Annotated in this window: 20 protein-coding genes and 1 pseudogene; 11 read left to right on the forward strand and 10 right to left on the reverse strand. The window is 57.4% G+C overall.

Annotated elements, in window-relative coordinates; translation table 11 throughout:
* The 8 genes from CK224_RS05065 (at position 1) to CK224_RS05100 (ending at position 5,597) form a co-directional block, all read left to right on the forward strand.
* Positions 1-693, forward strand: coding sequence for an SMC-Scp complex subunit ScpB (locus CK224_RS05065; protein ID WP_095781439.1), 693 nt, complete (start codon positions 1-3; stop codon positions 691-693).
* A gap of 314 nt (positions 694-1,007) precedes the next feature.
* On the forward strand, positions 1,008-1,490 hold the full coding sequence (locus CK224_RS30620) for a hypothetical protein (protein ID WP_141245777.1): 483 nt from the start codon (positions 1,008-1,010) through the stop codon (positions 1,488-1,490).
* A gap of 259 nt (positions 1,491-1,749) precedes the next feature.
* Complete coding sequence (locus CK224_RS05075; RefSeq protein WP_095781007.1) at positions 1,750-2,361, forward strand: hypothetical protein; 612 nt, start codon at positions 1,750-1,752, stop codon at positions 2,359-2,361.
* Positions 2,362-2,426: 65 nt separating this feature from the next.
* Complete coding sequence (locus CK224_RS05080; RefSeq protein WP_051355514.1) at positions 2,427-2,783, forward strand: hypothetical protein; 357 nt, start codon at positions 2,427-2,429, stop codon at positions 2,781-2,783.
* A complete protein-coding gene (locus CK224_RS05085; RefSeq protein ID WP_027056351.1) occupies positions 2,780-3,151 on the forward strand; it encodes a helix-turn-helix transcriptional regulator in 372 nt (123 codons plus the stop codon). Before CK224_RS05080 ends, CK224_RS05085 begins: the two co-directional genes overlap by 4 nt.
* Position 3,152: 1 nt before the next feature.
* The gene (locus tag CK224_RS05090; RefSeq protein ID WP_095781009.1) at positions 3,153-4,172 is read left to right on the forward strand and encodes a protease inhibitor I42 family protein; all 1,020 of its coding nucleotides are present in this window, start codon (positions 3,153-3,155) and stop codon (positions 4,170-4,172) included.
* On the forward strand, positions 4,172-4,849 hold the full coding sequence (locus CK224_RS05095; RefSeq protein WP_095781010.1) for a C1 family peptidase: 678 nt from the start codon (positions 4,172-4,174) through the stop codon (positions 4,847-4,849). Before CK224_RS05090 ends, CK224_RS05095 begins: the two co-directional genes overlap by 1 nt.
* The gene (locus tag CK224_RS05100) at positions 4,821-5,597 is read left to right on the forward strand and encodes a hypothetical protein (protein ID WP_095781011.1); all 777 of its coding nucleotides are present in this window, start codon (positions 4,821-4,823) and stop codon (positions 5,595-5,597) included. The genes CK224_RS05095 and CK224_RS05100 overlap by 29 nt, the downstream gene beginning before the upstream one ends.
* Here CK224_RS05100 and CK224_RS05105 read toward each other — a convergent pair whose 3' ends face one another.
* Both CK224_RS05105 and CK224_RS05110 read right to left on the reverse strand, forming a co-directional pair.
* Positions 5,598-6,266 (reverse strand): uracil-DNA glycosylase, encoded by a 669-nt coding sequence (locus tag CK224_RS05105; RefSeq protein ID WP_095781012.1) that lies wholly within the window; start codon positions 6,264-6,266, stop codon positions 5,598-5,600.
* Complete coding sequence (locus CK224_RS05110) at positions 6,263-7,411, reverse strand: nucleoside triphosphate pyrophosphohydrolase family protein (RefSeq protein WP_095781013.1); 1,149 nt, start codon at positions 7,409-7,411, stop codon at positions 6,263-6,265. Before CK224_RS05110 ends, CK224_RS05105 begins: the two co-directional genes overlap by 4 nt.
* 132 nt (positions 7,412-7,543) lie before the next feature.
* Between CK224_RS05110 and CK224_RS05115 the strand changes: the two genes are divergently transcribed.
* The 3 genes from CK224_RS05115 to CK224_RS05125 are packed head-to-tail and all read left to right on the forward strand — an operon-like array spanning position 7,544 to position 11,150.
* A complete protein-coding gene (locus CK224_RS05115; protein ID WP_095781014.1) occupies positions 7,544-8,677 on the forward strand; it encodes a hypothetical protein in 1,134 nt (377 codons plus the stop codon).
* On the forward strand, positions 8,674-9,819 hold the full coding sequence (locus CK224_RS05120; RefSeq protein WP_176477854.1) for a caspase family protein: 1,146 nt from the start codon (positions 8,674-8,676) through the stop codon (positions 9,817-9,819). Before CK224_RS05115 ends, CK224_RS05120 begins: the two co-directional genes overlap by 4 nt.
* A complete protein-coding gene (locus tag CK224_RS05125) occupies positions 9,816-11,150 on the forward strand; it encodes a hypothetical protein (protein ID WP_095781016.1) in 1,335 nt (444 codons plus the stop codon). The genes CK224_RS05120 and CK224_RS05125 overlap by 4 nt, the downstream gene beginning before the upstream one ends.
* Before the next feature lie 84 nt (positions 11,151-11,234).
* Here CK224_RS05125 and CK224_RS05130 read toward each other — a convergent pair whose 3' ends face one another.
* From CK224_RS05130 to CK224_RS32480, 8 genes and pseudogenes are all read right to left on the reverse strand, one after another.
* The gene (locus tag CK224_RS05130; RefSeq protein ID WP_095781017.1) at positions 11,235-13,643 is read right to left on the reverse strand and encodes a pentapeptide repeat-containing protein; all 2,409 of its coding nucleotides are present in this window, start codon (positions 13,641-13,643) and stop codon (positions 11,235-11,237) included.
* A gap of 17 nt (positions 13,644-13,660) precedes the next feature.
* Positions 13,661-14,380: a hypothetical protein gene (locus CK224_RS05135; RefSeq protein ID WP_095781018.1), complete on the reverse strand. Its 720-nt coding sequence runs from the start codon at positions 14,378-14,380 to the stop codon at positions 13,661-13,663.
* A 14-nt stretch (positions 14,381-14,394) separates the two neighbouring features.
* The gene (locus tag CK224_RS05140; RefSeq protein WP_095781019.1) at positions 14,395-15,051 is read right to left on the reverse strand and encodes a hypothetical protein; all 657 of its coding nucleotides are present in this window, start codon (positions 15,049-15,051) and stop codon (positions 14,395-14,397) included.
* A gap of 108 nt (positions 15,052-15,159) precedes the next feature.
* A complete protein-coding gene (locus CK224_RS05145; RefSeq protein ID WP_095781020.1) occupies positions 15,160-16,128 on the reverse strand; it encodes a DUF3616 domain-containing protein in 969 nt (322 codons plus the stop codon).
* Between the two features lie 8 nt (positions 16,129-16,136).
* The gene (locus CK224_RS05150; RefSeq protein WP_095781021.1) at positions 16,137-17,183 is read right to left on the reverse strand and encodes a DUF2278 family protein; all 1,047 of its coding nucleotides are present in this window, start codon (positions 17,181-17,183) and stop codon (positions 16,137-16,139) included.
* A gap of 87 nt (positions 17,184-17,270) precedes the next feature.
* On the reverse strand, positions 17,271-18,854 hold the full coding sequence (locus tag CK224_RS05155) for a hypothetical protein (protein WP_141245778.1): 1,584 nt from the start codon (positions 18,852-18,854) through the stop codon (positions 17,271-17,273).
* Positions 18,855-18,864: 10 nt separating this feature from the next.
* Complete coding sequence (locus CK224_RS05160; RefSeq protein WP_141245779.1) at positions 18,865-20,766, reverse strand: hypothetical protein; 1,902 nt, start codon at positions 20,764-20,766, stop codon at positions 18,865-18,867.
* A gap of 457 nt (positions 20,767-21,223) precedes the next feature.
* A pseudogene (locus CK224_RS32480) lies at positions 21,224-21,849 on the reverse strand (CHAD domain-containing protein).
* Positions 21,850-22,854 lie beyond the last annotated feature (1,005 nt).

Raw genomic sequence — 22,854 nt, forward strand, 5'->3', positions numbered from 1 at the left:
ATGGCGGAGAGTGTACGTAAGAGAAGCGCCGGCCTGCCGAATGACCATTTGTTTGATCGGGAGCTCGATCATCTGCCGCCGGAAGCGCGTTGGCGGGAATGGATGCACCGCGTCGAGGCGACGATCTTCGCCGCCAGCGAGCCGGTCGGCCGCGAGACGCTGGCGCGGATCGTCGGGAAAAGCTGCAGCGTTGACCTTTTGATCGATGACATTCGCGAGGAGCTGCGTGGTCGCCCTTACGATCTGGTGGCCGTTGCCGGTGGCTGGAAGCACTTGACCCGGCCGGCCTATGCAGACGCCATCCGCAGGGCAGTCGGCGGCAACGAGCGCGCGGCAGACCTCACGCAGTCAGAGGTGCTGGTGCTGATGTGCATCGGCTACTTCCAGCCGATCACCCGCGCCGAATTGTCATCTTTCTTCGGCAAGGAGATCAGTCGCGATTTTATTGGTCATCTGCGCGGTGCCGGTCTGATCGCTTCCGGTCCGCGTAGCCCGACGCCGGGCGCGCCCTACACCTACGTCACTACGAAAGAATTCCTGCTGGAGTTCGGGCTCGATACGCTGCGCGACTTGCCGGATTTCCAGGCGCTCGAGGATGCCGGGTTGCTGTCGAAGGAGAGGCTGCTGGCGGGCGACACCATGCCAGAGTTGGCTGGCGCCCACCAGAATGCCGGAGTCGATATGGACGAATAGCTGCGGGCGTTCGACGACCTCGACACTTTGTTCAGTCATTGTCCGAATATGCAGCAAATTTCGGACATAGCGCGATTCCGACTGAAGGTCTTGCGTCTCACTTGTCGGGCCCGGCGTTATCGCCACTTTTTGGGCAGCCACTCGCATATCGAACAAACGCAGAACAATGGCTTTGACAATTCTTAGAATCGGTGGATGATCACCAATCACAGCTTTCGGCCAGTTTGCGTTGAATGCCGTGAGCCCTGAGAGGGGTCGATAATATCTACCAGACGCACCGCTTTCTCCATTCAACAGTTGATGGGACGAAGTTCATGGCCAAAGACTCTGCACTATTGTCAGAGCTTCATAAACTTATTGGGCAACGGATGGATGCTGGCCAGATTGCACAACCAAGCCAAATCGTTACAGATATTTTCAAAAGCAAACCTCTGGCGGGCCCGCATGCTGACTTCTATAAAGCGTTTGCTAAGAAGGAACTGGTAGGTGTCGTCACACGCATGTTGAAGCGAGTGGGGATGAGCGACGATCCTGCGTCTCCACAGATGGTCTTTCCCGGCCACACTCGCTTGGTCAAATCGTATCCTGTACTTCGCGACGGTGAACGCTCCCTGGTTCCAATAGGGCTTTGCACAACGCACGAACTTTCTAACCATGTCTCGCTTCTTCGAAAGCAGGCAAAAGGCTGCGAGAACCACGCCGCAGAATTAGAGGGCTACCTGGCCAACAAGGCTTCTCGGAGGGAGAACCAAGCGGAAATGAAGCAGTCTGAAAAGACCGAAGCCGAACCGGCGTGATAGTCGAGCTGGCCTGGAGCTGGTCCGAATTTTCGGAAGATCACCCGGTACTCTGAGACCGCCTAACTCATGCGAACCACGGGGCTTCTAGTGTTCGACACAGGACAATTCGCCCAGTCCTAAACTGCGGATAAATCTTTTGCCGCATCAATGGCCGCTGAGTATGAAAGCCTCGACTGCGACGCTGGCGTTCTGCTGAGTTTGACGGTTTAATTAGATGCCATTTGCTTATCTATTGGCCGGTACATGGGGTGTGTAAATGTCTGGAAAATTATTTTTTATCGAGGGTCCGGACGGAGTTGGCAAAACGACGACGATCGATCTCCTGAAGGTCGCCTTAGCGCAACGATCTGGCCGCTTTGAATTCTTGAGCTTTCCGGGGAAAGCTGAAGGCACCCTTGGCGCAGTCGTTTATCGTATTCACCACGATCCGGCGGCATTTAGAATAGCGACAATGAGCGAGCTCTCGAAGCAGGCGCTTCATGTTGCTGCTCACCTTGACGCTATCGAACGGCTCATTGTGCCAGCGCTGAAATCCGGGACACATATCTTCCTCGACCGTTTCTGGTGGTCGACGCTCGTCTATGGCGCGGCCGCTGGCGTCCATCAGGCCGGCCTCCGAACACTCGTGGAAGCCGAACGACTTGTCTGGGATAAGTTTCAGCCGGCACTTGCCATTCTTCTCGATCGGGATCAGCCAATCGACCGGGATGACGAGATCAGCAGTTGGTTGAAGCTGCGTGACGCTTACCGGAGTCTCGCGCTCGAGGAAGGTTCTCATTATCCAGTGGAAATTGTCTCAAATATGCGGACACCCGTAGAAGCAGCTTCGGCGATCGTCACGCTTGTCGAGAGGACGCTGGAGAAATGATGTCCGAATTTCAGACATTGCCTGTTGGAAAAACAGACGAACTATGTTAGGCGTTGGTGACATCCTTGGAGGACCGCGCCTTGCCAACCGATCCGAGCACCAAAGTCAAAGTTCCCCCCTATCCCCTCGAGCACGTCCAGGAAACGCTACTTGCTGAGCTCATCAAGTCCGTCAAGGATCTGGCGGAATTTGAAGGTGTTCTTCTTCCAAAATCTCAAAAAGAGCTGATCGTAAAGGCGATCCATATCGATTCCCACACTGTGGTCGAAATTCTCTGTGTTCTTGATGAGGTGGTTGGGTTCGAGGTGGGTCAGGCGGCTGTACGTCCAGGGGGATATGAATCAATCCAGGAAGCTGTCGACGATGTGACATCACGCATGGCCAAGCTCTGGAATAAGCATTTTGATGGGGCGGTCGCATGAAAGGCCCCGCCAACCACGAAAAGCCGGACGAGGCCGAGCGCCTGGCCATCGCCGATAAATTGCGTCAATCTAGGGAATATATTGGGCTTAGCCAGGACGAAGTCGCCAGCCGCCTTAGTATTCCGCGGAGCGCTCTTTCCAACATTGAAACCGGCCAACGCAAGGTCGATGTCATCGAGCTTCGAAAACTCGCCACACTTTACCGGAGACCGGTAAGCTACTTCACGAACGACGCGGACCCATCGGACATTTCGGGTCCGGTGCGCCATTTGGCCCGCACTGCATCCAAGCTGTCATCAAACGACCTCGAGGAACTGAGCCGCTTCGCAGACTTTTTGAAGAGCCGCTCTTCGATCGAGGAAGAATAGAATGACGGCGATCGAAAACGCCATTCGAAAAGCGATGGCCGCCGCCGGTCGGCTACAGAACGATCTGGCTATTCGAGACAGGATCGAACGCGCCAACGGTGCTCTGAATGGCCAGATCGACGTTTTTGGCGTCATGGCACATCTCAACCTGCCGCTCATCTTTCGCCCCTTGGAAGGTCTGCTCGGAGCATTCATGAGCGAGCCGGTTCCCGGGGTGCTTGTTACCACCAAGCGTCCGCTCAGCGTGCAGCGGTTCACCGCGGCCCACGAGCTCGGACATTTTTATCTCAAGCACAGGCCAAGCCTTGATGACGATTCGATCCTGCGCCGCAGTCCCTTTGCGGCTTCAAGGAATACAAATCTTCAAGAGGTAGAGGCGGATGCGTTCGCCGCGTCATTTCTCCTGCCTCAATGGCTGGCACTCTTTCATTGTAAGCGACACGGCTGGACTAAGCCTGATCTTCCCCATCCTCGAATCGTCTATCAGCTGTCGCTGCGGGCCGGCACGAGCTACTCCGCTACCTGCTGGACGCTTGCCCGCTATAATTTGATCAGCCGTTCAGATGCAAAACGCCTTGCCGACATAGAGCCGAAGAAGATTAAAAAGGGGATTCTCGGCGAGGTGGAGCCGGCAGCATATTATGGTGATGTCTGGGAGCTGAGCGAGGCAGATAGAGGAGAAGTTCTTCACGGCGGCCCCGACGATCTTTTTGTGATGCGCCTGGAGGAGAACGCTGGCGCCGGCTATCTATGGCGTTTTGATGAGCTGACGCCGGATGCATTCGCGGTCAGGGAAGATGTCCGGGAGGTGACCGGGGAGGAGAACTCAGGGGGGCCTGTCGTTCGAAGGATCGTCGCGCAATCTGTAAGGCAGCAGCAAGGCACCATCCGGATGACGGAAGCGCGGCCTTGGCAGCCCGGCAGCGTTATCAATGACTATACGCTCGACGTAGATCTTAATGGCCCTGAAGTCGCGGGCTGGTCACGTGCGGAACGTCGTTTCCGACTGGAGGCCGCGTAATGTCGAGGCCGTCGCTCACCCATGACCTGCGCAGCATGTTTGGAGAAGTGCGTGATCAGGGCGTGCGCCCAACATGCTTGGCTTTTGCTGTGAGCGATTGCCATGCGGCGGTTCGCGACGGGTGGGATCCACTTTCGGCCGAGTTTGTCTTTTACCACGCGCAAAGGCGTGCAGGCCTGCTGCCGAACCAAGGTGCGCTCCTATTGCACATCCTTGAAGCGATCCGCGACGACGGACAGCCTCCCGAGACAAGCTGGCCCTATCTTGCAGACTTACCTGCGGACCTGAGCAATTGGGGGCCGCCGGTTGTCGAAACTAAGTACTTTCGAAACTTCGAGCGCGGGCCGGGGTCTTTTGACGAGATCCTTGCGAATTTGCTGGGAGGATCTCCGACCGTAGTAGTGCTGTACGTCGGCGAGGCGTTTTACAACCCTGACGGCCAAGGAATTGTCGCAGGCTATCCTGGCGAGAAAGACGTCACCCGTCATGCTGTTATCGCGGTAGGCGCTGGGATCGTTGGAGGGCGGCGGGCTCTGCTCGTGCGCAACTCCTGGGGACCGTTCTGGGGTCTGAATGGCCATGCGTGGGTTACCGAGGATTACGTTTCACAGAGATTGCGCCGGATCGCGGTGCTGAAGGAGGAAGTCGGTGTATCTGCCCATCAAAACGCAGCCTAGCTGCGCGTCTGCTTGGCTCGCGGCCGTCACTGCCGTCAATTCGGCCAGTGGCAGCCACGATGCACAAAACGTCATCGTGGACGTCGCCAACCCGACGGTCATGAGCGACGCCGACCTAGAGGTAATCTCCCTTGTCGATGAGTACCTCCGGGAATACGACAGGTATCCGGTAGAGACAGTCGCCAACACCATCTTTCCGCGCTCTCTATTCTTGAGACATAAGGCTCCCGCTTTCTATGACATTTATCGAACCAAGGTTCTTCCGCGCATCAAAAAGGGCGATTGGGGACGATACTTCGATCGTATGATCACCTTTCCGCTGCAGAAAAAGGGAAAATACCTCAATCCCTTGGACGAAATGGTGACGAAAATGCGCGATCAAGTTGCATCCGGCAGGTGTTTCCGTAACGTCTACGAGATCACTATCTACGATCCCATCCGTGACGCCGGTCCTCTGATGAACAGACAGTGCCTGAGCTTCCTAAGCTTCAAGCTTACGGATGGGCCTGAACGCAAGCTTCTTCTGACGGCGATGTACCGCAATCACTACTACATCGAACGGCTTCTGGGAAATCTCATCGGCCTCGGCCGCTTGATGAAATTCGTTGCAGACGAGGTGAAAGTCGACGTGGGAAGCCTGACGATCGTTTCGACCCATGCCGTGGTCGACTGCCCGTCGGACAGGGAAAGCCTGAGTGACCTCCTTGATGAGGCTCGAGCGACGGGAAGCCTGAGAGAAGCGGCCTGATCAGAGAAGATGCAGTTGTGTCTGCGGGACCGCTCTACCCCGAACGCTGTAAAACGTCTCCAGTGCACCTATGAATTCATTCTGTCCGCCGTAACTTGGATGCCGTACCGCTGTTGCGGCCAGATCAAGATCGGCGAGGGCGGACTGCGCATCGCGGCCGATTGCAACGAGATGTTTTGGTCGGAGGGCGGCGATCAGACTTTCAAGCAGGGGCTTGCAGGCAAGCCTCTCGCTTTTTGTATGGCAGCGGTTGGTCATCGCATCCCCTGCTGCATGAGGATGGAAAGGAAAGACGTTCCATAAAAAAATCGGCTGCTCGATCGATCTCAGCATTTGCCAGATGACCGTAGCCGTTCTCTCGGCAATCGGAGGTCCTTTTGTTGCTCTGTGCAATGGCGCTGTCCCGAGCAAATCTGCGTGCCAATCGAGATGCAATTCATCAGTTAGCGCGAGTCCGGTGCGACGACCGCCTCGATAGCCAAGATCGCGGGCGATCCAGAATGAATGAACACCCCGCGCTAACGCGGCATCCAGAACCGCTTCGAGGTTCCTGCGCCGGATCGCCGGTGCTTCGTCGGTATCGAAATCTGGGCACGCGTCAACATACGGATTGAACGCGTTTTCAAACCTGTACGAGGCAAGTTCTTCAACAAAGGCTGCAGCTTTCATGGCGCAAGCTCCTGCACGGTCATGCTCCGTTTGTCTAGATCGAGAACCAACCGTCCACGACGATGTTCTTTGAGATAACGGTAGGCTGAATTGCCCGTCAGGATGGCCTGTTCCCAAAGCCACAGAGGGCAAGTTTCGGGTTCGAAACCATGAACAAATCCCTTGACCGTCTTCAGCAAGTTTAGATCGACCTCATCTCGGCTTTCAAAGAAGCCGTGCTCCTTCGCACGCGAAAAAACGTAGGCTGCTACGCCTTCCTCAACGATGATCGCTCGTAGGCCATCCTCGCCGTCGTCCACTTTGGTTTTGCTTTTCCGTTTCACCTTCAAAAGCGCCCGTGTCACCGGCGACCACCCCAAGACGGCTGCGTAAGCATAGTGGAACGCATCATGGAAACGATAGAAATCTTCGACGATGTTATTGTCGGTAAGCCGGTCACCAATATTAACGCCGTTGCACCGCTGGTACACATACGCTTTCTCGCCGCTCAGCCGCTCGAAGATCTCAATCTCCAGATGGCGCGGCAACTGCTCCTCCGGGAGGAAGTCGGTGTCGAACAAAGCTGGCGGCGTCCGTTCGAGCGGCCATTTGTCTCGTGCCTTCAGGATATTGCGAACGGCGGCATCGCCCAATGTCACGCCAGCTTCGGTTGCGGCATCAATAAGATTTCGGAAAATGACCGACAACTTGCTGAGAAGTAACGGTCTGTCCGTTTTGGAAACAGCTTCGCCGTGCTCGTTGGCTAGATTTCCTACGGCGTTCGCGAGCTTCAGAAGGGTTCGTGACACCTCGGGGGTTGGAAATGGGAGTCGAAGGCTAGGCTGCGGCTGTAGCTGCAGGAAGGTAAGCGGCCCATCGGGCGAATGGCGGAAGTCCGCTGCCAGCTCTTCGAGCGAAATATCCGCTTGCGCCGCGATGATCGCCAGATACCAAAGCGCATCCCCGAACTCCTCGAGCACACCGCGTTCATACGAGTCGTATGCGTTAGCGTCTCGCTGCTTTTTCTTCACCTCGCTCAAGAGGCTGCCGGTTTCTCCGAACAATCCAAGGATGGGCAACCCCAAACCGGTCGCCTTGCCGTGCGTTTTGTCTGTCGTCTTCGCAGCGGTCTGGTAATCATTCAGCGTAATCGTAGAAGCGTCCATCCCCGAATCCTCCCTATGAACGAGGGTGACAGACTATTCGGGAAATAGGAATCGGAGACTTTGAACATGTAGGCGCTGTGGCTTGCTAGCCACAGGCATTCAAGTTAAGTGCAAATATTAGGGGGTACGGGAATGGTGCAGGTCGTTTTTGTTCACGGTGTTGCCAACAGAAAATCAGATGCCGGTTTTGACGTAAACGTGGCGATTCGTGATCGCCGTTTTAAGGAGCTCGCGTTTTCGTCAGCGGATTTCACGATCCGCAATCCTTATTGGGGCGAGTTTGGTGCTGACCCTCAGTGGAAGTTGGCGTCGGTCCCGAAGTTCGATGCCGTGTACCAGGCACTAGGCATTGGCGCCGCCTTGGCCCAAGGCGATGGTTCTGAAATCCTAGTGGCTGCCCGGATCGATTTTGCCGCCGTGGTCGGTGCACTTTCTGTCTCGGCACTCTCGGACGCAAACGAGGCGCCCGCTCAGGATCAGGAACTCTTCTGGATGGGAGCAGCCAGATATGCTGCAGCCCAACCAAAGCCCGCATGGTTGGCGACCGTGACTGATGACGCACAGTTTTGTGATCGGCTTCGCAAAGAGGCCGAGGCTGGGGCTGCCATTCAAGGGCTAGGATTCCTAGATAAGGTGAAAGCCGCAGCCGATAAAATAAAGAGCGGTGCCTCCAATCTCGTCAACAGCCCGTTCGCACGGGCGGGCCGGGAAAAGATCACGCCGGGTCTCGCGATCTTTATAGGTGATGTTTTTCGGTACCTTCGAGCAAACGACGCTCGCACTCAGATCCGAGAAACAATTTCCGAGGCGATCATTGCCGCAGGCAAACAGAGAAGGCCCGCCGAACCATTTGTGTTGATCGGCCACAGCATGGGCGGCGTAATCCTTTATGACCTGCTCTCGAGGAGCGAAACTGTCGAGAGCCTTTCTGCGGCTATTGGTACGAAATTAGAGATCAATCTCCTTCTGACCGTGGGCTCACAGGTTGCGCTGTTCGAAGAAATGAAACTCTATGAAGCGAGCACCTCCGAATTCTCGGGACAAACCAAACCGGTACCGAGGCCAGAGGCGGTCAAGAACTGGTGGAATGCATTTGACAAGATGGACGTGCTTTCCTTCGTCACATCCCCGATTTTTGAGGGCAGCGAGGATTTCTCCGTCGATACGATCGCAGGCGTGCTGGACGCTCATGGCGCATATTTTTCCAGTACGATGTTCTACACCCGGCTGAACGCTCGTCTAAAAAATATAGGGCTTGCGCCGTGACGACAATCTACCTTCGGCCAGGCAACGCGCCTCAGACCCACGCATTCATCATCGGATGTGGCCGCTTTCCGAGCCTCAGCGCCAATGGGTCGGCCGACAGGGTAGCGACGACCGCTGGTGCACGCGCTATCGTGCGCTTCCTCCTTGATCGGGCGGACAGCTTGATCGCCCCGCTCGGTTCGATCGAAGTGTTGTTGTCTGATCCGGCTCAAGTTGCCGACCAGGATACGCTCAGCCTGGGCATCGTGGATCACGATCCTCGGGGTGACGATGTCGTTCAACCAGCCAACGAAGCCAATTATCACACGGCCGGAGATCGCTGGATTGGACGATGCCGCCCAGGCGATCATATGTTTTTTTATATTGCGTCGCACGGCGTGACCGACAGCGATACAACGGCCGTTGCCGTGTTGGAAGATATCCGCTCCATCAATCACAGGCCATGGGCGCAATCGATTAACATCACGCAGCTGGCGTCGGCCTTGCCAACTTTGCAAGCCGACGGCTGTTGGGTCTTTCTGGACGCCTGCCAGGAAGTCATCCCAGCTATATTTCGGCAGATCAATGGAGCGCAAAGCCCAGCTCTGATCACTCCCGATATTACCGCGCTTACTAGACGGCGGACAAGCTCGGTTTCGCTAGCCGGATCCAGGCTCGGCACCAGTGCCTGGGCTCCGACCGATGGAACTCCGCCTTTCTTCACCCAGGCCTTGATAGAAGGCTTAAGTGGAGCGAGCGTCGAATTCTCCAATCCCGACGGCTGGGTAGTGACCGGACAGCAAATCCTATTTACACTAGGCCGTATTGCAAATGCTGCCCTCAACAATACCGATCTGCAAACAGAATCTCTTACGCAATTCAACAGGGATGTTAAGTTGCTGAGGGTACCACACCCGCAGATACCCGTCGTCGTACGAACGGCGGTTGAAAGCCACATGATTGCCGCGGTGTCTGTCACGGCGAATGATGGAAACGGGCGGATTTTTACTAAGAACGACGCTGAGATGGCGTGGAGGTTTCGTGTCGATCCCGATCTCACGCGCTACACAACCTCCGCGCAATTCCCAGACGGGAACCCCTGTTATCAAGATCAAGTCTTCACAGCCGCTCCTCCCGCCCAGATCGTGGAGCTCGTGGAATGATCGGCGATCCTGACGTGCACAATGTCCGCATTGTAGGGCCAGCGCATGTCCCGTACCACTTCCGCTTAATCGGTATGAAACGTGAATTAAGGGGGGCAGATCTTCTGAGCAACAAAGACGGAGTTGCGGAGACGCAACTCCAGGCCGGGACATTTTTGTGTTACGCGGAAGATCTCACGGCGGGGGCCTTGACGACGACGAAAATCGACATTGTCGGCGACTTGGATCCTTTTATCGTCGAACTAGGCGAGAAGCCGCGATGGACGCCAGTACCCTCTAATTTTCGACCAAGCCGCATTCAAGCGTATGAGTCGTTCCGAACGGCCTCTGCGGTGCCTGTCCACATCGACGAAGATCTTGTGCCAGTGGTCTCCCCCAACTTGACTGAATATGCCGCGAAGCAATTTTCGAGCGCCACTACGCCGCTCACTTCACGTTTGGAAAAGCGTTTCTCAATTGGTCTTTCGATCGATGTTACTTCGGCTCGAAGGGGAGGGTGGCGCGCTTTTCAGCGAGTCGAGGGCCTCCATCCGCGAAAGGACGGCAACCAGATCATCATCGATTTTGGTTCTCTAGCGTTTCGGCCCAAGGAGCGGCTGCGTTTGAGCGTCGGCATTGAAGGCGACCAAGTCTGGCAAGTTAACGTGCCGCTGTTCGAGACCGGCCTTAACGCAGAAATCGCATTAGTCAAATCCGGCTTCGGTCCAGAGCTCGCGTTGCGCTTGGTTGCACCGGATCCCAGCCTTTCGTTGGTACTTGCTGGTTCGAGCGGATCGTATCCAGGCGGCTTGGAAAGAATTTCTGGTTTTCAGTCGGATCGTCGAGGAAAGCTCGACGCCGATCCGTGGACAGATCTTTCTTGGGCTCTTGCCGATATCAGGGCGGGGGTTGTCCCTCGGCTGCCGGGTGAAGGGCCATGGCCTTGGAACAAACATGACCCGATAAGCGATGGGTATGTTGTGTGGGCATGGATGATTGCAGCAAGCGCCGACAAAACCTCACTCAGTCTTGATCAGCGCTGCCTTAACACGTTGGTGCAAGCCCGCAAGCTTGGGCGGCCCTATTTCTCGGCGACAAGTGAGTTGGCGGCCGAAATGTTGGAAGCGCTGGCACTGTCATCAAATGATTCTGCCATCCGCGCGAATGCGAAGTACGAAGCTGCAATATGGAGCCGCCGAGGAAAGACCAAGCTCAAAGCCGGACCATTCTATGCGTGGGAGCGCCCAGAACGAAACCTGCAAGCTGGCAAACTGCCGACAGGGAACTACAGAACATTGGCTTCGGGCCGCCTTCGCGGTGATGCTTTGGACCTCCAAAAGGTTCTGGTATAGCCGAGAGCTGATCGTGGCTTCGGGATGGCGTTTCGAGACCTGATGTTCGAGCGACCGGCGCGTGGCCTGCCGGTAGACCAGACATCAAGCTTTTCTTGCCTTGATGTAATACGTCTCTGGCTGAAATAGCGGATTATCCTTTGGGACGACGCGTTCAGAGAGTTCTCGGTACTGCTTTCGTACATCGTAGTGCATACCCTTGGCGTTCGGACAATGATCGCGATCAAGGACGACCTTCGCAAAGAGTGTTGCGAAATCTGGATAGTCCTTCCACATTTCTTGACGCAGCAATGCCGCCGCAATGCTTGGGTGGGAGGCGTTCGGGTCGCCAGCCTGTGGTATGCAGGCTATGGCGACAAACGTTCGCAATCGTGCTGCCACATCGGCCTCGGTCGGTTGCCGCGGACCCCCACCTTGACGCTTCAGCCACCAGTCTTTCGAAGACAAATCCCACTGCGTCAACGACAGGTCGCCAATACGGTCGATGGCTCGCTTTAGACTTGGCGGAAGCGGTTGCAGCTCCGTACCCGGAAAACCGCTCGCAACCCTTTCGAGCGTCGTTCGGGCACTGTCAATGTCTCGCTGCTCAAGCGGCTCCAGCTGGCAAAGCGCCTCGTTGCTCGTGATCCGCATCGAGTCAAGCACGACTCCTTGAGACCCGAACCACAAGGTATCCGCGCTGTTTACCGAGCCGGTTTTGCTTCCCCATACTGTGGCGGTTCTGAAGCTTGTTCCGCTCAGCTTCGCAGATTGAAAGTCTACGCCCTGCATATCCGCGCAGCTAAAGTCAGCCCCCGTCAAGCCGGCATGGAATTCAGCGCCGGTGAGTTGTGCGCCTGCGAATTGGGCCGCATCGTAGCCACCCAAAATAACCGGTGTTTCGTCTCCAGCAAGTCCAGACTCGCTCTGTTGAAAATAGGCGCCGACCGCCTTCAGGCCGGAGAAATTGGCCCCTCGAAAATCTCCGTCGATGTAGGCACCGTTTGCCGTTGCCCCGGAGAAATTCGCTCCCTCCGCCCTGACACTCTCCAGCCGGGCGCCATCAAAAGCCGCACCTTTTGCATCGTCGAAAACGGGAAAATCGAGATGCGCGTAATCGAAGTGAGCCTCATACAACTTGGCACCGGAAAAATTCGCCTGGGTAGCCCTAGTGTGGCGCAGGTCGGAAAACGACAGGTCGGCACCTCGAAACGTGGTGCGGCTCAACTCTGAACCATCCAACGTCGCACAGCCGTCGATTTCTCCGAAGACGCTCCTCTGACAAAAAGAAGCGTAGTCGAACTTGCCGCCGGTAAGTTGTGCGTTTGTGAGGTTGGCCCCGTCAAAGCGCACACCTCGAAAATCACCACTGATCAGGATTGCATGGCTGAGGTCGCGGCGGGCCAAATCGTGGTCGAATTGACGCGCCATCGAACGAACTTTGAGCTCGTCGTTCGGCCGATCCCCGAGATGGGCGTAGGGAACTACCAGATTGCGCGCGAACGGGCTTTTCAATCGACCAGTCAGCAAATCAGGCGGGCCGCCGAAGAGAAGTTTCGTTGCACATGGTCCTGAGGCGATCGCAGGTAGCGGCTGTCCGTCAGTCAATTTAATTTCGTACCACCACAAATAGACCTTAGGGCAAGCAGGTAGTCCGAGGAACTCCGTCGTTTCATCGGGTATTGTCGCAATGCCGATTGAAAAATAGATCAGGCAAAGTGCCAGCGCGACCGGAAGGGCAGCGTGAAATGCGGGAAACCGTGCAAACGAAGAGGCGCTGTCATTTGGAGCAACATCAGGGGCAATCCCTTCAGGTGTCTTTGCGGGTGCGGCTTGACGCCAAAAGCCCTTGCGTTTGGGCGCCTTCACATCCTCGCGGCGCACGCTTTGACGCAGCCAGCCAGGCCAAATGAAAAGCAGCATTCCGATATCGACCACCAAAATGATGCGATGCCACCACGTGATGGGCACGGAATGGTAGGGGAGAAACGCAATCTGGAAAGCAATGAGCAACATCACTGGCGCGATGACCGAAGTCGCGGAAACGGCACAGGCAACGATCCACCGCGCCCAGCCGTTCAGAACCAGATCGCCGGCTAGGTTCTGGACCACCAAAGCTGCGTTCAGCCCGGAGCGAACTTCGTCTCTTCGCTCGTCATGGACCTTCTTCGTGTTTCGGCCGCCGGATCCGGCCCTCACGTAGTCCCGCAGTTCAGCAACGCGCCTTTCTGCAAGGTGTACCTGCAGCAGGTAGTATCCGTGAATAATCAATAACAACAGTGGTGCACCTGCATAGAAAGTAGCCAACGGGAGGTCGATACCCAGGATCGGGAGAGCCTGGGGTTTTTCCAGCAACAGATCGAGATGCGTTGTCGAACCCACGGTGACAAACAAATATGTGACCAGTGACACCAGCGTGACCCAGGTTGTCCGCATAGCGTCGCCGGCCGAGTTGACCGCATCGATTAAATATTTTCCATCCATTCCGTTTGCCCCGAAGTAGCTGCGCGTCATCGCTGGAGTGCTCGCGGCTACTTGCCTCGCCAGACGACGTACAGGGCGCGCAAAGTGACGAATATGGCGGTCACACTCAGCAGCAGCATGACAACCGGCTGGACGAATGGAAAGAAGCTTGTCGCGTCCTTGCAAGCATCTGGCCCGACGACTTCGCCGGCCAGCCGATAGTAGTCGCCAAAGATTCGCCCGACGGTGGCATCTGCTGGAAATTGGAAAAAATCATCCGCGCCGACGGCCAAGGGCGACCAATTGTCCTTGGTAATTTCGCTGCAAAGCTTGCCCTCGCCAAGGAACACGCACCAGAAATGCCCCAACGCAAAAAGAGGCAGGATCGAGAAGAAGACATAGGCCATAACCTGGCCCTTTCGCCCAAGACCGATCGAAGGCGAAGCATCCCAAAGCCGGAACGGAAAACGCTCATACCAGGTGGGGCCCGAGCGATGGGCATGCTCGCGCATGACCGCTGCGCTAAGGATGAGCAAGACCGAGAGGATCAGGATGCCCCACATTGCAACGATGGAGTCCAGCAGACCTGGCACGAACGAAAAGCCGACGACGACACTCAGCTTGGGGTCGATGTCCGACCCTTGTGTCTGGCCATAAGCGACAATGGCGAACAGGTTCGTTGCAACTGCGAGCGAGAGCCAGAGCTTCTGCGTTGTCGCCAGCGTAATTCCATATTTCGCATGATCATCGCTTGGGTCCGTCTCCGGTGCGTTGAGCTTCGAATTCATCGACGTATCTCTCTTCACAGGTTGAGCAACAGTCCGGCTATCGCCGGCAAGGTGCCTTCGACAACGAGACTTGGCTTGCCGTCGATCGTGACGAAACGAGCGGTGGACAGGGTCACGCCGAAGGCCTGCACCGCCGGCGGCAATGCCAGGCCTGCACCAGGGGCAGAAAGTGCCTCATTCAGCAGCGCGCCCAACTTGTCCTTGACCAAATCGTCTAGATTTAACGCCTGAGCAGCGGTTCGCGTGATATCGTTCGAGATGTTGAACTCCGCGATACGGCCCGTGAGCGCGATGCGATTGTCGGCCACCATGGGCACGAAATAAGCCACAACGCTGCCATCAGAGCTTGGCACGATTTCCGGGCGCACGTGAAAATGCACCTTGGCGCGAAGCACGGGAGCTTCGATCGAGAGAAGAGTGCCTTTGTGTGTCAGCTTGCCGCCGAGGTCGATGTGTCGCTTTGTCCAAACGGCCCCGATCAAGGGATCGACCTTGGCCACAAGGTCAGACAGGTCAATCGTCAACGCGATGGCGACGGGCTGAGCCGGATCATTTCTGTTGGCGGTGATGCCGACTGGGAACTTAATCTCGATCCCTTCGATGGTCTTGGAAATGACGGCAGCCGGAAGGTCGACGCTTTCGGCGTATCCCGGAGACAGCCCAACGATCATCCAGAGGCATGCCGTGACTACTCTAAGGCCCATTCTCGCGCTCCACAGTATTCTGTGCACCTGCCATCGCCAGTCTTGTGCCAGGCCCACGATCAATCTCAACGCAGCCTAGTCGATCACCATCCAGTCTGCCTCGTAGACACTATCCTTGATGCGGCTGTTGTCGGGCCGGTCGTAGACGATCAGACAGCCGGGCTTCCCGTTACGCTCGAGAAAGCACAAGCCTTCAGGCTTTTCGCTGCCGGCCGGCCACTCGTAGAGGTTTTCGGGGTGCTGGATCACTGAGGTTGCTGCTGGCTGCCAGCGATAGAGGCGAAAGGGTCCCATGGCGTCGCCCACCGGGCCGGCGACAATGAAAATGGCGCTTCCATTCCGGCAAAGATCACGGATCGCCAGGCTGCCGAGATCGAGAAAGGACAGCCTGTAGCTCTTTACCTCCAGGTCCTTGGTGAGTCTGAGGTGAACGACGACGGCACTGTTGTCGAGCCGTGGGCCGCGAAGACCCAGAAGCACCTCGTCTTCGGTGACCACCAGATCTTCAATATCAAGGCCGTTCTCTTTGCTCGGCAGATCGAGGAACGGCTTGAGATAGGCATCGCCGGCCAGCACACCGCGAATGGAACCTGCTCCCTTTCTTGAGACGACTTTCATCTTGCCCAGGCGCGATCCATCGTCCATGAGGGTGATGCGCGCCAGCAGGTGTCGGCTCGGCCGAGCGCGGATTTTTGACCGGAGCAGGTCCTTGTCGTCATCGTCGTGGGCCAGGCGGACATGGCAGTGCGAACCGCAAAGCCAGAGTGCTCCCTGCGCGACATCGACCGCTTCCAGGTCCAGTTCGGCACCGCCCTTGCTTTCCTCGACGCCGGGCCAGCGTGCGATAAAGTCGTCAATTCGATACTGGCGGGCCAGCACATACCCGGCTTCGTGCGCCTCCAGGCACTCGAAGGTCCGTCCTTCGTCCGAAACGGTCCACAACATGCGTGCGTCGGCCGCTAACCCCGACAGATTGTTCAGCAAATCCCTCGAGGCAGCCGCCGCATAGTCGAGCCGTACGCGCTGGACAGGGTTGTTCGTCATCGCGCCCTTCAGCTCTGAAACGGAATGGTGCGGCCGGGCTGCTGGGCCTGTTCCTTGGTATAGGAAACGCCATGCACCTTGATGCCACGCTCGTCGAGCAAGGTGATGATGCCGCCCCTGTTCGACAGCGCCACGGGCGTGACGATGTCGACGACTCGCGTAGCGCCGGCGTCGATCGTGCCTGTCAGCTTCATGCGCTGCTTCTGCCTGTCGGCGATCGCCCACCCTTCAAGATTGACGGAGACATCGGCTGTGTTAAGCAGGGTCACGTTCTCGTGCTCTGGCGTTTTCGTGTCGTTGACATAGGCAGCGATGATCCGCACCAGACCGTCCGGCACCTCGAATGTCGGGATTTGATCTCGCTCGATTGGCGTATGCGGTGCCGTCGGATGCTCCGGGTCGGGCGCCAGGATGACGTCTCCCGTCACGTCGTCGGTATGCCAGGCCTGCGTCTGGAACTTCATGAAGATTCCCGTCCAGTGCCCCTCGTCGGGGAAGTTGAACAGAAGCGCGCCGTCCTGGTAGACGCCATTATCCTTGTGGAACTGGCCCGGGGGGTTGCCCTGGTTCATATGAATGTCGTGAATGCCCTGACCAGGCTTGAAGCCGAAGAACTTGTCGGCGGTGGTGGGCTCAGGTCCCCACGGCGCGCCGAAGGCATAGATCATGGCGTTCTCGTCGGACATGGCCCGTTGCACAAAGGCGTCGATCTTCTCGTTCAGATCGTTGTCGGGCCCTGCAGCGTCATAGGGCAGCGGCTGGAATTCCCAAGGCTGGCCAATGTTGCCGCGGATGAAGTCAATTGCCATCCCGCCCGGGGCCGATGGCAGCTTGTGCAGCCCTGGTTCCAGCGCGGCGAGCCCGTTGATGATCGGGTGTTCGAACGGCGCGCGCACCAGGAACGCGACCTCGCTTCCATCGCCTGACTCGACATTGACGGCGATCCGGTACTGTTCGCCATTGGCGGATATCAGCACCTGGTAATGCTTGTTCTTCTTCGTCCCCAGACGGTTGTTGGTCGGGCGCCCCTTGAGTACGGCATAGTGTATCGGCATCGGACATCCTTCACGAATCGGCTTTCAGGAAATTCGACCGCATCTCGACCCTATGGGAACAGTTCCCGGCCGCCGCCCGCGTCGGGCCTATTGGTCGAGAACTGTGTATTCGAAGTAGAGATCGGTCGCGGTCACGTTGGCGATGAATTTCTGCCAATCGGCCTTGACGGCCCCATCTGGCGTCGCCAGGTCGAAATCGGTGTCCGATTTGAACAGCCGGCCACGGGTCTTTACCTTGAGCGCGTCTTGGATGGCCTTGAGTGGATGCTCCCAGGGTGGATCGTTCTTGGTCATCGCCCAGTCGGTGTTGGCTGGGATTACGGCGACGAACTCTTGCGCAAGCGCGCCCTGAGCCATCCAGTCGAGATTGGCATAGTCGCTATCGGCCCGGCCCTTGAGCGTGGCATTGTGACTGCCATGGTGGCCGACCTTGTAGAACACTGTGCGGGCCAAAAGATCCTTCACCGTCACAGTTCTGGTCGGGGCCTGTCCTTGGGCTGGGACCTGGAACGGCGTATTAGCCCATGACATCCAGGAACCATATTGGGCATCGCCGGGGAACAGCAGCACCTTACGGCTGTTGGTCAGCTCAATGGCTACGACCAAGCTTGAATTGTTGAGTTCGGTATTGATCTTGTCGGCGAACCACCCTGCAGCTGCGAGCCACTCGACATTGACGCTGCGCCACTGTTCGCCCTCAGGCGGGGCGAAATGGGCAAAGAACGCCGCGATCTCGCCGGTCCAGCCAGAACCGCCCGGAACCAGCTTCAAGCCCGGCGCGAATGGATCGTGGCTTTCGGCATCCTCGCCCAGAAAGCCAGGATCGGCCCCCAGGAACAGTCCGTCCAATCCACCCTCGAAGCCAAAGGTAAGGCCGTGGCCCGGCGCGGTTCGTTCATACATGCGTGCCTGTCCGGCCGCATCGCTGGCATCGGGTACGTCCTCGTTGAGCCGGTCGTCGCGTGGCGGCCCCAGCGGATAGACGTTGACACCGCTTACTCCTTTCAGGGAGAACGGGGGTTCGTGCGGCGAAAAATAGCGCGGCTTGTCGACCTTCCCGGTCACATAGTCCATCGACTTCGCGACGCTGAGTCCGGCAACCACGGCTGCGCTGCGAGCGGCACCGAACAAACTGCCGTCTGCGGGCCCCAGTGCCGCTAGAAAATCTGCGTCGGCGCCTTCGAAACCCAGCATGGCGTCAACGAGATTTAGGGTCTTCTGGACATCCTTGACCCCCTCGGCGGCGAGACCAGCCAGCCGGCGTCGCGCCGCCAGCAATTGCATGAGCGCCTTGAGCTTCATCTGGCGCAGTTGCTGCGCTTCGGTGTCTTCCGGATTGGCGGTCCAGCCCAGAAGGACCTCGCCGAATTCGATGTCGTCGAACATCGTTTCTCCGCCGAGCTTGGCGATGAACATGTTGGTGTGGTCCTGATGCTCGTGGGTGACCAGCACTGCATGGATGTGCCCGCCGGTGGCGTCCCGGATATCGGCAATGACCTCTTCGATGGTGGCCTTGATCTCCGAACCCGGCTTCAGCCCACAATCGATCAGCAGGTAGAACGGCTGGCCACTGTCGTCTCGCGTCGCCAAAAGGAAACAGTCGCCATGCCCTTGACGGTACATACGCACGGTCACCCCACTCGATGGCGCTTGCATTTGCGGTGCTGGCATCGGCGACCTCCTAATCCCGATGAACGGCGGCGAATGGGTTGTTCACCCTGCCGGGCGCGACTGGCCCGTGAAAGGCGTCTTGCATGGAGATGGGGCTGCCCAGCAGGAATTGCCGCAGGGTGTCGAGTTCGCCGTCATCGCAGATATTCTTATCGGTGCGCGCCACCCAGCGGATCTCACGCGTCCGCGGGTTGACCACCAAGGTGCAGCCGCGGCGGAAAGTGAAATCGCCTCTGTCCACGTTGGCAGTCGGTTTGCCCTGGTCGGCGGCCAGCTGTCGCTGCGGCTCGAAATAGCCAGTCCGACGCTGCGTAATCTCGATCACGAAGTCAGGCACGAGATTGGTCTTGTTGCCGCGCCGCAGCGCTGTGCGCACCGAATGCACCTCGAAGGCGGGGCGGCCCTTCTTCCGGCTAACGGTACCCGGTACCTTGCCGTCAGTGCCGGCGACGATACCGATGGCCTCGAGAAGCTTGGCGCTTTCTGGCCGCGCCAACCACGCATGCACCTTACTGGCGTTTTCGTGCATCCGGTCATAGGCGACCTTGCGGTCTATCTCATTGTCGAGATCGGGCACGATCCCCGGTGGCACTGCCTCGCCCAGATCGGAATTGCCCGCCTGCAGGACAAGGCCCTCGAGCGAAACATTGCGCACCGCCCGTGGCCGGATGCCGAACAGCGAGAACGATTGCATCATCGCGGTGCGGTAGTTGTGGTCGTCCACTGGATAAAGGTCGGTGTCCGCCGTGATGATGGCCCTGAGGTAGTCCCCGAAGGTGACGTTGACAGGCGGACAATAGTCGAGCGCCCGGATACACATTTGCAGCACGTGCCCAGACGTCTTGGCCGCCTCATCCGCTAGGCGGTTGACCAAGTCGGCATTGAGTTCGCCAGCGGGCAGCAGCCCCGAGCCCTGCGACGCGATGCGCAGCAGGTCGACGATCCGGGACTTGTACATCTTGAGGAAGCCGTCGAACACGGCGGCCACTAGGATTGCGCCACGCTCATGAGGTTCGTCCGCATCGCGGAGATAGGAGGGGTTGGGCTTATAACGCTGCCAATTGCCCTTGCCGTCGACGTAGCCAAGCGCATCACGCAAAGCCGCACCGCGACGCGTGGCCCGGCCGAACTGCTGAGCCAACTGTCCCAGCATATTCTGCTGCTCGAGGTCGCCGCGCGTACGCCCGATCTGCTCCTTGAGCACATCGGGATTTGAAAAATGCTGGAAGATCGCAACGATATCGGCAAATCCTTCGTGCAAGCCAAGCACGTCGGGATTGGTGGATTCTGCAAAGCGCCGGTGCAGACCATCAAGCAGGGCGTGGGTCACCTCATGGGCGATCACGTCATGCGACAGGCAGGTGAAGACCGTGGTCCCTGGAGCAATGTCGGTGGAATCGGCAGCGACTTGGAAATAGCCGAACAGCACGGCCTTCTTATCCGGGTTGTAGTAGGCATTGGCCTCGCGCAACGCATGTGGATAAAGTCGAAGCCGCGGCACATACTCAAAGCTAGCGTCCGGCAGCTGGCGCGGCGCCCACAGCGCCGAACGCCCCAACGCTCGCTCAAACTGGTCGATGGTGGTCATCGCCACGGCGTAGACCATCTGCTGATGAAATTGCGGATTGAGCTCTGAGGGATTGAGTCCATCCTGAGCCAGGATAAAGGTCTCGTTGAGATCAACCGGGCCGTAGTAGCAGCCGCTCGCCGGGTCGTAATCCACCACTTCCAGATAATTGCCGACCGGTCCCAGCATCTGCATGGCGCTGAGCACGCCCTCGATGGCCGGATTGCTCTCCCACGGCACCATCAGGGTAAGTTCATTGAGCCCAACCGTTTCCTGCCGAGCTGCAAGACTTGGATCGATGGCGTAGACGCGCAGACGCCGGAATTCTGGAGAACGTCTGACCATGGATGCCCCTTGTCAATCCAGTCGACGAAGATAATACTTTCACAAAACGGATTTTGCTGCAAGCGACAAAATATTACTTTCGTAATTCACCAAATACCACTTCCACGTAATCTTACCCCTTGTCATTGCGTGTCAGATAGCAAGCCGGCTTAAGATTCCTATCCACCCGCAACGCAGGGCAGAACACGACTGGAGCCGCGGCTCCGAAATAGTGTTGGAGGCCGAACATCTAACCAAACAATTTATGACCGCCGCCTGAAAGAATAGCGCTCGCAACTGCAGTCGCCAATTTCGTTACTTGGGTCGGTTGCCAAGAAACGAGCATCCATCGTCCGAAAGCCGACGCACAAAATCATCGAGATCGACTGACAGGATAGAATTATAGAATTCGCTCAATCTGGTGCTGAGATTGCAACAAGCGGGTATTGGAGCTTCGTCGCTCCCTCTGCATGCTGCTTCAACGCCAGAAGCGTCTTGTGTTGGCAAGGGCGTCGTGTGCTTCCGCGGCGTCCTCGAGAAGCTTGGACTTGTCGTCGGCGCTGAAGAGATCCTTCGCACCATGCACGTCCAAAAGCTCCAGCGCTGCCAGCATATCAGGGGCGGTGGCGATATCGTTGAGGCTGCCGAGATGATCCTGCAGACCCTTCATCGCCTCGATGAACCGTCGATGGCGTTTGGCTTCCGTCTTGCCGTTGTAAAGCGGCTCGAAGAACCCGGCCGCGTAGCGCAGTTTCTTTGCGGCGATGCGCACTTTATGGCGGGTGTCGTCATCGGCATCAATCAGTTGCTGCCGCCTTTCGTCACCTTTTTCCAAAGTTTATCAAATACACCCGAGGCGAAATCCCTTGACGACTGCTCGTGCAACATTTCATCCGATTGGGTTCGCCAGTCCCTGATGGAAATCCACTCGGTCACATCGATCATCAAGGAGCGGGCGCGTATTGAGGAGAACGATGCTTCGACCGCCGCATAGGCGTCGTCGCGCGCTTCTTGAAGACGGCTTGTAAGAGGCGTGCTGGAAGCGCGACCGATCATCACGTCGATATTGCGTGCATCGCCAAGCTCGGAGGCGAGCCATTCCAACGGACCTGAAAACCTTGCCGCCGTAAAAGCAGAGCTCGCTGCGCGACATCATATCGTCGTACAGGGACTCGTCGGATATCCCATGGCCAGTGATCCAGGCTGCCTTCATGTCTGGATACCTTTGAAAGGCGGATCAGCGGAAAGCGACGCCGTAGTGGGCAAAAATTGGAGGTCGCCAGCGGAACGGCACCTTTCTCGCGAGTTCGTTCCAGAACCGCACCGTCTGCCTACGCCCCCAAGGCGGCCGTCATCGCAAGTGATTGCTTGGGCAAGGTTCGCTTTGACGGTCAGTAAAAGACGGCAGTCAAAACACGCCACTAAACGTCCGTCCCCGCTCGAACTGGAAATACTTCTGCGCGAGTTCTCAAAAGAACTCATTCCAGCTATGCTCAAATCCGGAGGGCGGGGCAAACGGGATGAGGTTGCCATTTCATTGGACGGTGGCTGTCGCCTTGGCGACAGCGCTGAGTGTTGCAGGCACCGCAACTGCCCAGGAATCCCGTTACTCTGCGCGGCAGGTTCAACAGGCCCTTGCTGAACATGGATACGATCTCGGGACCGCGGACGGAATTTGGGGACGTCGGTCCATCAGTGCGCTCAAGGCTTTCCAGAAAGCGAGCAATCTTCCTCAAACCGGTGCTTTGGACCAAGCGACGTCAGCGGCACTTTTTCCGCAACCCCAGGTGACGCATGGCCCGTTGACGCCCATAGCCACGGATGCGCTCCCGTCGACTTTGGATCAGCCTGGTGTTCCAACGAAGACAACTCCACAGACAAGTAAAGTGGAAGCCGGGAAGGCTGGTGGCGATGTCCACCAGCCACCGCCTTTGCCGACGCATGCCGAGGGATCGCCAGGCAAGTCCGATCGCTTGGTGCTGGAGCCCGACAAGGTCGGAGTTGGGCCAATCCCTACGCCGCGTTTGATCTATCTGGGCCTGCTAGGGCTGGCAGCCGCGCTCTTCTTCCTAGGAAGACGCCGAAGAAGGCCTGCCGCGGATTTGGTTC

It is taken from the genome of Mesorhizobium sp. WSM3862 (assembly GCF_002294985.1).
Classification (GTDB): Bacteria; Pseudomonadota; Alphaproteobacteria; order Rhizobiales; family Rhizobiaceae; genus Mesorhizobium.

Coding starts and splice junctions, on each gene's coding strand:
- CK224_RS05155 (WP_141245778.1), bottom strand. CDS start 18,854: ATGCCAGCACCGCAAATGCAAGCGCCATCGAGTGGGGTGACCGTGCGT.
- CK224_RS05140 (WP_095781019.1), bottom strand. CDS start 15,051: ATGATCGTTGGGCTGTCTCCGGGATACGCCGAAAGCGTCGACCTTCCG.
- CK224_RS05130 (WP_095781017.1), bottom strand. CDS start 13,643: ATGACGCGCAGCTACTTCGGGGCAAACGGAATGGATGGAAAATATTTA.
- CK224_RS05105 (WP_095781012.1), bottom strand. CDS start 6,266: ATGAAAGCTGCAGCCTTTGTTGAAGAACTTGCCTCGTACAGGTTTGAA.
- CK224_RS05075 (WP_095781007.1), top strand. CDS start 1,750: ATGTCTGGAAAATTATTTTTTATCGAGGGTCCGGACGGAGTTGGCAAA.
- CK224_RS05110 (WP_095781013.1), bottom strand. CDS start 7,411: ATGGACGCTTCTACGATTACGCTGAATGATTACCAGACCGCTGCGAAG.
- CK224_RS05125 (WP_095781016.1), top strand. CDS start 9,816: ATGATCGGCGATCCTGACGTGCACAATGTCCGCATTGTAGGGCCAGCG.
- CK224_RS30620 (WP_141245777.1), top strand. CDS start 1,008: ATGGCCAAAGACTCTGCACTATTGTCAGAGCTTCATAAACTTATTGGG.
- CK224_RS05090 (WP_095781009.1), top strand. CDS start 3,153: ATGACGGCGATCGAAAACGCCATTCGAAAAGCGATGGCCGCCGCCGGT.
- CK224_RS05135 (WP_095781018.1), bottom strand. CDS start 14,380: ATGAATTCGAAGCTCAACGCACCGGAGACGGACCCAAGCGATGATCAT.
- CK224_RS05095 (WP_095781010.1), top strand. CDS start 4,172: ATGTCGAGGCCGTCGCTCACCCATGACCTGCGCAGCATGTTTGGAGAA.
- CK224_RS05160 (WP_141245779.1), bottom strand. CDS start 20,766: ATGGTCAGACGTTCTCCAGAATTCCGGCGTCTGCGCGTCTACGCCATC.
- CK224_RS05145 (WP_095781020.1), bottom strand. CDS start 16,128: ATGACGAACAACCCTGTCCAGCGCGTACGGCTCGACTATGCGGCGGCT.
- CK224_RS05150 (WP_095781021.1), bottom strand. CDS start 17,183: ATGCCGATACACTATGCCGTACTCAAGGGGCGCCCGACCAACAACCGT.
- CK224_RS05085 (WP_027056351.1), top strand. CDS start 2,780: ATGAAAGGCCCCGCCAACCACGAAAAGCCGGACGAGGCCGAGCGCCTG.
- CK224_RS05065 (WP_095781439.1), top strand. CDS start 1: ATGGCGGAGAGTGTACGTAAGAGAAGCGCCGGCCTGCCGAATGACCAT.
- CK224_RS05115 (WP_095781014.1), top strand. CDS start 7,544: ATGGTGCAGGTCGTTTTTGTTCACGGTGTTGCCAACAGAAAATCAGAT.